The organism is Parafrankia sp. EAN1pec, from assembly GCF_000018005.1.
GTDB classification, from domain to species: Bacteria; Actinomycetota; Actinomycetes; order Frankiales; family Frankiaceae; genus Parafrankia; species Parafrankia soli.
Window position 1 is genome coordinate 6,110,530 of sequence record NC_009921.1, and the last position, 11,814, is coordinate 6,122,343.

8 protein-coding genes are annotated in these 11,814 nt (G+C 74.3%); 3 read left to right on the forward strand and 5 right to left on the reverse strand.

Annotated elements, in window-relative coordinates; translation table 11 throughout:
• Window positions 1–43: 43 nt before the first annotated feature.
• The 4 genes from FRANEAN1_RS25035 to mraZ form a co-directional block, all read right to left on the reverse strand.
• On the reverse strand, window positions 44–2,563 hold the full coding sequence (locus FRANEAN1_RS25035; RefSeq protein ID WP_020462578.1) for a penicillin-binding protein 2: 2,520 nt from the start codon (window positions 2,561–2,563) through the stop codon (window positions 44–46).
• Complete coding sequence (locus tag FRANEAN1_RS25040) at window positions 2,560–3,855, reverse strand: hypothetical protein (protein WP_020462579.1); 1,296 nt, start codon at window positions 3,853–3,855, stop codon at window positions 2,560–2,562. Before FRANEAN1_RS25040 ends, FRANEAN1_RS25035 begins: the two co-directional genes overlap by 4 nt.
• Window positions 3,852–4,835 (reverse strand): 16S rRNA (cytosine(1402)-N(4))-methyltransferase RsmH, encoded by a 984-nt coding sequence (gene rsmH, locus FRANEAN1_RS25045; protein WP_020462580.1) that lies wholly within the window; start codon window positions 4,833–4,835, stop codon window positions 3,852–3,854. The genes FRANEAN1_RS25040 and rsmH overlap by 4 nt, the downstream gene beginning before the upstream one ends.
• Window positions 4,836–5,067: 232 nt before the next feature.
• Window positions 5,068–5,499 carry a division/cell wall cluster transcriptional repressor MraZ gene (gene mraZ / locus FRANEAN1_RS25050; protein WP_020462581.1) on the reverse strand — a complete coding sequence of 144 codons (432 nt, stop codon included), beginning with the start codon at window positions 5,497–5,499 and terminating at the stop codon, window positions 5,068–5,070.
• Window positions 5,500–6,037: 538 nt separating this feature from the next.
• Between mraZ and FRANEAN1_RS25055 the strand changes: the two genes are divergently transcribed.
• From FRANEAN1_RS25055 to FRANEAN1_RS25065, 3 genes are read left to right on the forward strand one after another with little or no spacing between them, the layout of a single operon-like run.
• Window positions 6,038–7,066, forward strand: coding sequence for a MoxR family ATPase (locus FRANEAN1_RS25055; protein WP_020462582.1), 1,029 nt, complete (start codon window positions 6,038–6,040; stop codon window positions 7,064–7,066).
• 6 nt (window positions 7,067–7,072) lie between these two features.
• On the forward strand, window positions 7,073–8,767 hold the full coding sequence (locus FRANEAN1_RS25060; RefSeq protein ID WP_020462583.1) for a DUF58 domain-containing protein: 1,695 nt from the start codon (window positions 7,073–7,075) through the stop codon (window positions 8,765–8,767).
• On the forward strand, window positions 8,761–11,238 hold the full coding sequence (locus FRANEAN1_RS25065) for a DUF3488 and transglutaminase-like domain-containing protein (protein ID WP_020462584.1): 2,478 nt from the start codon (window positions 8,761–8,763) through the stop codon (window positions 11,236–11,238). Before FRANEAN1_RS25060 ends, FRANEAN1_RS25065 begins: the two co-directional genes overlap by 7 nt.
• Before the next feature lie 102 nt (window positions 11,239–11,340).
• Here FRANEAN1_RS25065 and FRANEAN1_RS25070 read toward each other — a convergent pair whose 3' ends face one another.
• Entirely contained in the window at window positions 11,341–11,763 is a 423-nt protein-coding gene (locus FRANEAN1_RS25070; protein ID WP_020462585.1) for a DUF3040 domain-containing protein, read from the reverse strand.
• Window positions 11,764–11,814 lie beyond the last annotated feature (51 nt).

Consider the following 11,814-nt stretch of genomic DNA (forward strand, 5'->3'; position numbering starts at 1 on the left):
CCCCGGCGTGGACGGGCGCGCGACGTCCCGCGCTCGCCCGTTCTCAGTGGTCGAGGTCGAGGACCAGCGGTTCGGGTCTCGTCCCCGGCGGCGGCACACCCAGCGTGGTGAGGGCGAAGCTCATCACCCGCTTGAACACGGGCGCGGCGACCTCGCCGCCGTAGAAGCCCTTGCGCGGGTGGTCGAGCACGACCTCCACGACGACCTGGGGGTCGTCGGCCGGGGCGAAGCCGATGAACGTCGAGACGTAGCCGTCGTAGCCGCCGTTCACCGGGTCGTACCGCTTCGCCGTGCCCGTCTTGCCGGCGACCCGGTACCCGGCGACCTCGGCGGCGGGGGCGGTGCCCTGTGTCGTCGCGACGGCCTCGAGCATGCGGGTGAGCGTGGAGGCGGTCTCCGGGGAGACCACCCGGCGCTCGGGCGCCCGCGGGGTGGGCCGTGTGACCCCGTCCGGGCCGGTGATCGCGTCCACCAGCCGCGGCGCGACCCGCATGCCGCCGTTCGCCACGGTCGCGTAGACCGACGCCATCTGCAGGGCCGTGGCCGAGGTGCCCTGGCCGTAGGCGATGGTCGCGGCCTGGCTGCCCGACCAGTCCGCGGCCGGCGGCAGGATGCCGGCGGTCTCACCGGGGAAGTCGACCTCGGTCGCCTTGCCGAGCCCGAACGCGCGCATCATCTGCTCGAGGTTGTCGTTGCCGACCCGCTCGGCGACTAGCACCGTCCCGATGTTGCTGGACCGGGCGAGCACGCCGGCCGCGGTGAGGTGCTCGGTGCCGTGCGGCTCCGAGTCCGTGATCGTCACCCCGCCCCGCTCGATGGACGGCGGCACGGTGATCGGGGTCGTCGTCTCGATCAGGTTCCGGTCAAGTGCCGCGGCCATGGTGATGACCTTGTTGACGCTGCCGGGCTCGAAGGCCTGGCCGGTCGAGCGGTTCCCGATCGCGTCGATGTCCCGGGAGGTGATGTTGTTCGGGTCGAACTGGGGCGCGTCGGCCATCGCGAGCAGGTCACCCGTCTTCGGGTTCATCACGACGATCGTGCCGCCGTCCGCCTCCGAGGTCCGCACCGCCTCAGCGATCGCGCTCTGGGCGTCCCACTGGATGTAGTTGTCGATGGTGAGGCGCAGTGTGGAGCCGCTGACCGGGTCCTTCTCCACGCTCTGTGCCGAGGGGATCTCCCGCCCGGACGGGTCGGCCTCGATCTGGCGGCGCCCGTCCGTCCCGCGCAGCACGCTGTCGTAGGCCAGCTCCAGGCCGCCGGCGCCCACGATCGCGTCGTTCTCGCCGAGCTTGGTGAAGCCGACGAAGTTGGCGCCCAGGGTCAGCGACGGGTACCAGCGCCCCCGCTCGGGGAGGACGCCGATGCCGCGCAGGCCCAGCTTGTCCACCTCGTCCCCGACCGCCCGGTCGAGGCGACGGCCCAGGTACACGAACCGCACCTTGGGATCGTTGGACGTCATGCTCTTGCGCAGCGTGTTCTCGGACTCGCCGAGCAGCGGGGCCAGCTTGCGCGCCGCGTCGACGACCTGGGCCTCGTTCATCAGCCACGGGTCCGCGTACACGGCCCGGCGCTCGACGTCCTGCGCCAGCGCGTCGCCGTGCCGGTCGGTGATCATGCCGCGGTCGGCGGGCAGGACGGACTTGCGCAGCCGCTGCTGCTCGGCCTGCTCCGCGTAGTTGGACGAGGCGAAGCCCTGCAGCTGCGCGAGCCGGCCGGCGATCACGACCAGGACGGCGATCATCAGTACCACCGACACCCGGACCCGGCGGCGGGGGCTGGCGAGGACGAACGGCCGCGGCGGCCGCGGCGGCGCGCCCCCGAGGCCGCGCCGGATCGAGGTGGCCCGGTTGCGGCCCGCCCCACCGCTCGAGGGATGCGGGCGCCGGACGGGGGGGATCCGCCCGGACGTCGTCCGGCTGGCCGCCCCCCGGGTCGGGTTACGCCGGCCGGCCGCCCCGCGGGCGGAGGTCGTACGGGCGGATGTGGCGCGGGCGGCCTGGTCCCGGCGGAGCTGCTCACGTGGCGTCGCCGAGCCGGCGGCCGCGCTGCGCAGCGGAGACACCCGTGGGGACGACCGACCCGCCCGGGCCGTCGCCGCCCGGCGCTCCCGTCCGGCCGCGGCGGGGCGGGGCCGGGGACGGCGCGCCGCCCGTTCCGTGGCTTCGGCGGCGGCGTCGTCCCAGGTCTGTTCGTCAAGCTCGTCGCGGTCGTCGCGGTCGTCGCGGTCGTCGCGGTCGTCGCGGTCGTCGCGGTCGTCGCGGTCGTCGCGGTCGTCGCGGTCGTCGCGGCGGCGGGCGTCCTGGCGCCGGTCGTTTCGAGGCCGGGCAGCGTCGTAGCCGCGCCGGTCGTCACCGTGTCGGTCGCCGCCGCGGGGGGGCGGGGTCATCCGGCCGCGGCCGCCGTCCGGGTCACGGCCGGAGAACCGGCGCACGGACGGATCGAGCAGGTCGTCACCGTCGTGGCGCGCGGACCGCGAGTCCGGGCTCCCCGGGTGCGGGTTCGTGACGAGACGGAGTCGGTTCCGACCGCGGCCGGAGGACGGACCGCGGGTCGTCTGGCTCACTGACCGGCTCCCGCCTCTCCGTCGGTACCGGTACGGGCCTGCGGATCGGCGGCGGACGCGGCCGCCTCGCCGCCAGCCGCGGGCTGGGTGGACGTGCCACCCGCGCTGGAGGCGCCCGACTGAGCCGAGGCGCCGGACTGGGTGGCCGCGGAGTCCGTCGCCGCGGCGGCGCCGGCCGGAGCCGGAGCCGCCGACGGGCCCGGGACCACGACGAGCAGCATGCCGCTGCCCGCGTCCCGGGTCAGGACGCGCGCCCCGGGCGGCAGCGGCGCGTTGGCCGGCAGGTACTCGGGAACGCCGCCGGGCACCATCCCGAGCTGGTTCGCGCGGGCGGCGAGCTGCCCCGGGTCGGACTGCTCGTCGAGCTGGAGAGACAGCTGCTGCTCCTGCCGGGTCAGCTCGGTGGACTGCCGCTCGAGCTCGTCGGCGTGGAAGGAGTTCTCCATCAGCGCCGTGTTGAGCAGGAGCAGCGACAGCAGCCCCGCCCCCATCAGCACGAGCAGCAGCACCACGAACGGCCCGCGCGGCGCCGTGGACCGCGCCGGCACCCGCAGCACCGACAGCCCCGGCCGCGTTCCCCTCCGCAGCGGCGAGTCGAGCAGGGGAACCGTGGTCGCGCCGACCGCCATCGCGGACGGCCGACGTCCCGCACCGGACCGGCCCGTTCCCGATCGTCCGGTGGCTGTCCGTCCCGTGCCCGAGCGCGCGCTGCCGGGCCGTGCCGGGACGGTGTGCCCCGCGGTCGTGCGCGCGCCGGTCGTGCGCGTGGCGCTGGACGAGCGGGCGGGCGCTCCGGCGCCTACCGCGCCCACGCCGGCGGCGACCGGCCGGCGACGGGCACGGCCGGGCACGGCCACCTCGTCGGACGGGTCGGCGCGGCGTCCGGCTTCGTCGGCGTACGCGGGCTCCCCGACGGGCGACCCGCCATCCGCGAGGTCACCGGCCGTGGAATCGCCGAACGCGGGCTCGCCGGCCACGGGCTCGCCGGGGGCCGTATCGCCGTACTTGACGCCGCCGTATGCGGAGTCGTCATAGACGGGGTCGCCGTAGCCGGACGCGCCGTACGGCGCGTCCTCGTAGGGAGCGCTGTCGTAGGGCGCGCTGTCGTAGGGCGTGTCGTCGTAGCCGGTGCTCTCGAACGCGGCGACGTCGTAGGCGTACGCGGTGCCGTCGTGCGCGGCGCCGGTGTAGGCGGCCGCGTCGTGGTCTGTCGCGTGGTGCTCGGACCCGGAGGCGCGACGACCCGGACGGGCGCGACCGCTGCGGGGCAGCGGGTGCGCGGGAGCGGTCATCGGACACCTCCGGTCGGGTTGTGCGCGCGGCCCGGTTCGGCCGCCGTGCGTTCCGCCGCGCGCAGCCGGACAGACCCGGCGCGCGCGTTCTGTTCGATCTCCGTGTCGGAAGCCGGCTCCGCGCCGCGGGTCAGCCACCGCAGCGTTGGCCGGGCGTCATCCGGGATGACCGGCATGTCCGGCGGGACGGAGGGCACCGAGCGCGGCATCAGCACCCGCTTCACCAGCCGGTCCTCCAGGGAGTGATAGGAGAGGACGACCAGGCGGCCCGCCACGGCCAGCGCGTCGAAGGCGGCGGGCACCGCACGCTCGAGCACCTCGAGCTCGGAGTTCACCTCGATGCGCAGCGCCTGGAAGGTGCGCTTGGCCGGGTTGCCGCCGGTGCGGCGCGCCGCCGCGGGGATGGAGTCGCGGACCAGGTCCACCAGCCGCGCGGAGGTGGTGAACGGCGCGGCCTGGCGCTGGGTCACCACCGCCCGGGCGATGCGGCGCGCGAACCGCTCCTCGCCGTACTCCCGCAGCACCCGGGTCAGCGCGTCGACGTCGTAGTTGTTGAGGACGTCGGCCGCGGTGGGGCCGCGCTCCTGGTCCATCCGCATGTCCAGCGGGGCGTCCCGGGAGTAGGCGAAGCCGCGCTCGTCCAGGTCGAGCTGCATGGACGAGACGCCGAGATCGAACAGGACACCGTCCACCGACGGCACGCCGAGCCGATCGAGGACGTCCGGCAGCTGGTCGTAGACGGCGTGCTCGAGGTCGACGCGGTCACCCAGGCCGGTGAGGCGGCGCCGGCTGTGCTCGAGGGCGGTGGTGTCCCGGTCGAGACCGATGAGGCGGACCTGCGGGAAGGCCTCGAGCAGCGCGTGCGAGTGACCGCCCAGCCCGACCGTGGCGTCGACGACGACCGCGCCGGGACGGCGCAGCGCGGGGTCGAGCAGCTGGATCACGCGCTCGGTCAGCACCGGCGTGTGCGTGACGTCCACTGCCAACCCCTCGGCCGCTCGTCGGATCTGGTGTTTCGGATATGCGGGCGGGCACGCCGGTGCGCTGGCGGGTACGCCGTCCCCGGCGGCCATCGGGAAGGGAACGGCCGGAGGAGTCGTACACCCAGGTCCCGCCCCGCTCAATCCGCCGGACGCCGGGGAAGTGGTGTCCGGTGGGAGCGGGGGGAGACCTCGACAGACGACCGGATGGTGACGCGACGCCTTCGACGACTCAGATGACTCCGGGCAGAACCTCCTCCGACATCTCGGCGAAGGTCTCCTCCTGGTCGGCGAGGTAGGTGTCCCAACGCTGGGAGTCCCAGATCTCGACCCGGGTGTTGGCGCCGTTGACCACGCACTCGCGAACCAGCCCCGCGTACGCCCGCAGCGGCGGCGGAATGGTGATCCGCCCCTGGCGGTCGGGGACGTCGTCGGAGGCCGACGAGAAGAAGACGCGGCTGTAGTCGCGAAGCGCCTTCGCGGTGACCGGAGCGGTACGGAGGGACTCACTGATGCGGGTGAACTCCGCCAAGGGGAACACGTAGAGACAACGTTCCTGCCCCTTCGTGATCACTAGCCCCCCCTCCAGCTCTTCGCGGAACTTCGCAGGCAGAGTCAGCCGCCCCTTGTCGTCCAGCCGCGGCGTGTGGCTGCCGAGAAACACCGGAGCCTCCCCGCCAGGCCCGGAGAGACGCGCCGTGGCCATCAGACGACGACTGGTTCACCAGCCGGCGGCTACCCGCGAGCTCCCCACCCCCACTGCGCGCCACTCTACCCCACTCCCCCCCACCCGACACCCCCAAGACACCCCGCTCCACCCCACCGCTCCCACTCCGGGCTCGGGGGCGGTAAGCGCTCCGTAGGGAGGCTGGTATAAATCGCCGCAAACCAGGTTGATACACGACAGTCAGGCGGCGAAAAAGGGAACAAATGACCCCTCGCCCGGGTGCGGACGACCGGGCCGCAGCCCACGGCCACGACCGCAACGGCGGCCATCACCGACCAGTCCTCCCGGACCCCCCCTTATGGATGTCACACTCGTGGGGGAGTGCTCCGCGTCAGGATGATGTCCGGGCTGTTCCGGGGTTGCTTCCGGGGGCGGCGGTGAGGGCGGCGTCCAGGGCGGCGGCAGTGCCCTCGCGCACGACATCCCCGCACCAGAGGCGACGACCGGGACACGCGATCCGAAGGAGGCCCGCACCGTGGTGACGGAGCCGGGAGTACTGCGCTGGCGCGACCCGGCGGGCGAGATCGATCATCTGTCCGAGGTCGCCGACCGGATCGGTCGCTCGGTGGAGACCGTCATCGACGGCAAGTCGGATGTGGTCCGCACGGCTCTGGTGGTCCTGTTCGCCGAGGGGCACCTCCTCATCGAGGACGTGCCGGGCGTCGGCAAGACCATGCTCGCCAAGGCCCTCGCCCGCTCGATCGACGCGCGGGTGCGGCGGATCCAGTTCACTCCGGACCTGCTCCCCAGCGACGTGACCGGCGTCAGCGTCTACAACCAGGGCACCCGCGACTTCGAGTTCCGGCCGGGCCCGGTGTTCGCGAACATCGTGGTCGGCGACGAGATCAACCGGGCCGAGCCCAAGGCCCAGTCGGCCCTCCTGGAATGTATGGAGGAGCAGCAGGTGACCGTGGACGGTGTCACCTACCGCCTCGAGGCCCCGTTCATGGTCGTCGCCACCCAGAACCCGATCGAGATGGACGGCACCCGGGCGCTCCCCGAGGCCCAGCGCGACCGCTTCACCGCCCGGGTCTCGATGGGCTACCCCTCGCCCGGCGCCGAGCTGGCGATGCTCGACAACCACGGCCAGAGCGACCCGCTGACCAACGTCGTCCCGGTCACCACCGCGGCCGAGGTCGCCAAGCTGGCGAACGCGGTGCGCTCGGTACACGTCTCCGGCGAGGTCCGCCAGTACATCGTCGACCTGGTCGGGGCCACCCGGCGGCACCCGGAGATCACGCTGGGCGCGTCTCCGCGGGCCACGCTGCACCTGATCCGTACGGCCCGGGCGCACGCCGCGGTCAGCCGGCGCGGCTATGTGCTCCCGGACGACGTCCAGGCGGTCGCCGGCCCGGTGCTGGCGCACCGCCTGCTGTTGCATCCGGAGATCATGCTGTCGGGTGAGCCGACGAACGACATCGCGGCCCGGATCGTGACCGACCTGATCGCCCGGATCCCGATCGCCCGGCAGGACCCGGCACGTCCCTCGCGACGTGGCCGTTAGAGACACGTGCGCGACTTCCTCGCCGCGGTACGCGGGCTGACGGTCCGCGGTCGCTCGTTCCTCGCCGCGGGCGGGGCGTGCGTGGCCTCGGCAGCGGTCATCGGCGAGCAGGACCTCCTCGCGGTCGGTGCCCTGCTTGTCGCGCTGCCGCTGTTCGCGGCCGGGTTCGTCGCGCGGACCCGCTACCGGCTGGCCTGCACCCGCCGGTTGGAGCCGCCGCGGGTCACCGCGGGCGACACCGTCTCGGTACGGATCCGGCTGGACAACGTCTCCCGACTGCCGTCCTCGGTGCTGCTCGTCGAGGACGCGACCCCCAACCTCGGCCACCGCGCGCGCTTCGTGGTGGACCAGATCGAACCGGGCGGTTCCCGTGACCTCTCCTACCCGCTGGGCGCCGGGGTCCGCGGCCGGTACCAGGTCGGCCCGCTCACGATCCGGCTGACCGACCCGTTCGGCCTGTGCGAGCTGGAGCGCAGCTTCCGGGGGCGGGACGAGCTGATCGTCGCGCCCGCCCTGGAGCGCCTGCCGCTGACGCCACTGGTCGGTTCGTCCTCGCTCAACAACGAGGTACGCCGCTCGTCGGCACGGGCGGGTGAGGACGATTCCACCACACGGCCATACCGCTCCGGCGACGATCTGCGCAAGGTGCACTGGAAGACCACGGCCCGACTGGGTGAGCTGATGGTGCGCCGCGACGAGCGGCCGCTGACCGGCGCCGCCGCCGTGCTGCTCGACACCCGGCACGCGGCCTGGCCCGAGATGGACCGGGACGCCCCCTTCTCCTGGGCGGTCGGCGCGGCCGGCTCGATCGCGGTCAACCTCGCCCGCAGCGGCTACGGCGTCCGGCTGATCGCCGACACCGGTGTCGCGGCGACCGGTCCCGGCAACGCCGTCGGCGCGCTGCTCGACGAACTGGCGGTCATCGCGCCGACCCCGTCGGCCACCCTCAGTCCGGCGCTGGCCAGTCTGCGCTCGGCCGAGCACTCCGGCATGGTCGTCGTCGTGCTCGGGCGCACCGACCAGGCGACGGCCTCGATGATCGCGGGTGCCCGGCCGCGCAACGCCCCGGCCATCGCGGTGCTGGTGGATCTCGCCGGCTGGGGCACCTCCCCGGCGGCCGGGGGCGACCTGGAGGTCACCCGGCACACCCTGACCAGGCACGGCTGGACCGTCCTGGTCGCGGGTGCCGGGGCCCGCCTCGCCGACACCTGGCCGCAGATCTTCCGTCCGGGCGCGTCGGCCGGGCGCCGGTTCGCCGTCGGGAACGCCGTCGGCGGCATGGCGCGGGTGTCGTACGGGTCCGCGTCGGGCCCCGGTCCGGCCGCCCGCGCGGGGTCCGCCCCCCGCGCGGACCACGACGCCTCCGCCCGCCGGGCCGGCGCGGCACCGAACGGCGGCTCGCTCCACGGCGACTCCCCCCACGACAGCCCGCCCAACGGCCGCTCATCCAACGGCGGTTCGACCAACGGCGGTTCGGGCCACGGCGGCTCCCCCAACGGCGGCTCGGGCGGCAGCGGCTCGCATGGTCGGGACGCCCGCCGCGGCGCGGCGCCCGCCGGGGGTGGGGCGGACCAGGCCCCCGCCGACTCGACGCCACCCCCGCCCGCGACCGGCCCGCTGTACCGGCCCGGCTCCCCCCACGAGCCCGCGGCCCCCGCCACCACGGGAGGCGGTCCCCCACCGAATGGTCGCGGATGGTGACCCCACGGCCGTTCTCCGCCGCGCTGGGCGGGATGGCCTGCCTACTCGCCAGCGCCGCGCTGGCCCCGCTGTTCGACGGGTTCGGCTGGTGGTTCGGCCCCGTCCTGATCGCGACGGCGGTCGCCGTGAGCACCGCGGTGCTGGGCCGGCTGCTCGGCGCCCTGTTCCGGCTGCCGGCGTCCACCGGCATCTGCCTCAGCCTGATCGGCCTGCTCACCACCCTCACCAGGGTGAGCGCACGGGACACCGCCCTGCTCGGCGTGTTCCCGACGCCGTCCACCGTGACGGCGCTGCGCGAGCTGGCGCTGGCCGGCAAGCACGACATCGGCGAGCTCGCGGTACCGGTGCCGGAACGGCCCGGCCTGGTGGTCCTGGTCTTCGTCGCCGTGTACCTGGTCGTCATGGCGGTCGACCTGATCGTGGTGGTCGTGGACCGGCCCCCGCTGGCCGGCCTGCCGCTGCTCGGCCTGTTCGTCGTGCCGGCCGCCGTCCTGCCGGCCGGGGTCGGCACGCTTCCCTTCGTCCTCGCCTCGGTCGGCTTCGTCGCGCTGATGCTGCTGGACGGCAACCGGATGGTGACCCGGTGGGGCCGCCCGGTCGGTGACCGGCCCCCCCGGGTCATCCGCAACGGCCTGGGATCACTCGGTGCCCGGGTGGCCGTCGGGTCGCTGGTGATCGCGGCGGCGGTGCCACTGCTGGTGCCCTCCCTGGACGGGCACGGAGTGATTGACAACGGCGGCGGCGGGCGCTCGGGCGACGGCCCGAGCTCGGCGAGCGTCGTGCAGCCGATCGTCTCGCTCTCCCAGCAGCTCCATGACGACCGCGAGATCCCGCTCCTGCGCGTCACCACGGACAATCCGCAGTATCTGCGGCTCACCGCCCTGGAGAACTTCGACGGCCAGCGCTTCACCCTGCGGGCCCTGAACGCGACGAAGGAAGCCCGGGTGAGCGAGGGCCTGCCCGGACCGGAGCGGGGCGTCCGCACGATCTCGACCACCGCATCGGTGGCGGTCTCCGGCGAGATGGCCGAACGTTACCTGCCCGTGCCGGGCATTCCCACCGACTTCGACGGACTCGCCGGCGACTGGCGCCTCGCCGAACCGACGGGCACCGTCTTCTCCACCCGCACCTCCACCGCCGGGCTGCGCTACACCGTCAGCGCGGCGGTCCCCGACCCCACCGCGCAGCAGATCGCCGCCGCCACCGGCCCGGTGCCCGAGTCGATGAACGTCGTCACTCAGCTGCCGCAGGACGCCGACCCACGGCTGCGGACACTGCTCGCCCAGATCACCACCGGCGCGAGCACCGGCTACGCCCGGGTCCTCGCCATCCAGAACTTCCTGCGCGGCTCGGAGTTCACCTACGACCTCAACGGCGCACCCACCGTCCAGGACGGCGCGCTCAGCGAGTTCCTCTTCGAGAGCCGGCGCGGGTACTGCGAACAGTTCGCGTCCGCAATGACCGTCCTGGTGCGGATGCTGGGGCTGCCCGCCCGGGTGGCCATCGGTTTCACGCACGGCACCCGCACCGCCGACGGCACCTGGGTGATCACCAACAAGCAGGCACACGCCTGGCCCGAGGTCTGGTTCCCGACCCTGGGCTGGCTCCCGTTCGAGCCGACCCGCCGCTCGGACGGCGCGACCCCGGCCCCGGACTACGCCCCGTCGACGACCGAGCCGACCACCGGCCCGGACCCGGCCGAAGTCCCCCAGGGGAACGGGGATGTCGCCGTCGAGCCGACGCCGAGCGCGGTGCCCGTCCCCGACGACCAGGGCGGGGCGGCCGAGGAGCTGACCGCCGAGGCCGACGACAAGGCCGCGGGCACCCACAAGGGCACCTTCCCCCCCTCCTGGCTGCCCTGGGTCGGGCTGAGTCTCGGGATCCTGGTCCTGCTCAGCATCCCGGCCCTGTCCAGGGTGGCGCTGCGGCGCCGCCGGATGGGCTCGGGCGGCCCCGACCGCCAGGACGCCGAGGCAGTCGCGCGCGTGCACGCGGCCTGGGCCGAGCTGGTCGACGTGGCCGCCGACCTCGGCATCCACCTGCGGACGAGCGACTCACCGCGCTCGGGCGCGCAGCGGCTTATCGCCTACCTCGAGGCCGGCCCCGAAGCCGGGTCGGCGGAGGTCGACGCCGCCCGGCAGGCCCTGATCCGGATGGCAATGGCCCAGGAGCGGGCCCGTTACGCCCCCGCCGGGATGGCCGCGCCCGATCCGGGCGTGGACGTCCTGGCCGACCTGGCTCTGGCCCGCCGGGTGCTGTGGTCGGTCGCGCCCCGGGGCCGCCGCGCGATGGCGACGGTGGCCCCGCCGTCGATGATGCAGCGGGCGCGGGAAATCCCGGTGCGCGATGTTCTCGGGCGCATCCGGCACCGGGCCGACGACCCGCCGGACAACGGCGCCGACGACGACCAGGAGGCCGGGGTCGGTGCCTCCGCCGGCGGGCGGACACACCCGCCGCAGCCGCCCGCCTGAGATCGCGCCAGCCCGGGCTCGGGCGAAAATTCGTCTGAGCCACCAGGCTGAGATCGGCTCGCCACCGGGCTCAGCCTGGCCGGGCTCCGGGAGCGGTCCCGATCAGGGACGGTCCTCCCAGCGGCGGCGCCACCGCTCCTCCACCCGTTCCATGAACGACTGCCGCGCCGGGCGCGACCGGCCGCCAGAACCGGGCCTGGATTTCGACCCGTGCGGGCGACGACCGACGTCGTTGCCCCGGCCGCTGATCCGACGCAGGTCGGCCGCCCCCCGCAGTGCCGCGAAGAGCATCATCAGGAACCCCAGGATCCCCAGGATCACGGTGAGGGGAACCTGGTTGAGGACCACACCCACGACCAGGACGACGAGACCGAGCGCGAACAGGACCCCGCTGCGCCGCACGCGCCGCAGGAGGTAGGTCCTGGGGTTCGTCGACCGGACCGTGCTCGCGAACTTGGGATCGTCCTCGACGAGAGCGCGCTCGATCTGCTCCAGTAGGCGCTGCTCGTTCTCCGAGAGCGGCATCGACGCTCCTCCCACGACCTTCAGGCCCGCCGGACGGAACCTGACACCCAA

Bases quoted from the DNA above. Each gene is read 5' to 3' on its own strand.
- FRANEAN1_RS25065 (WP_020462584.1), top strand. From the start codon at position 8,761: ATGGTGACCCCACGGCCGTTCTCCGCCGCGCTGGGCGGGATGGCCTGC.
- FRANEAN1_RS25040 (WP_020462579.1), bottom strand. From the start codon at position 3,855: ATGACCGCTCCCGCGCACCCGCTGCCCCGCAGCGGTCGCGCCCGTCCG.
- FRANEAN1_RS25070 (WP_020462585.1), bottom strand. From the start codon at position 11,763: ATGCCGCTCTCGGAGAACGAGCAGCGCCTACTGGAGCAGATCGAGCGC.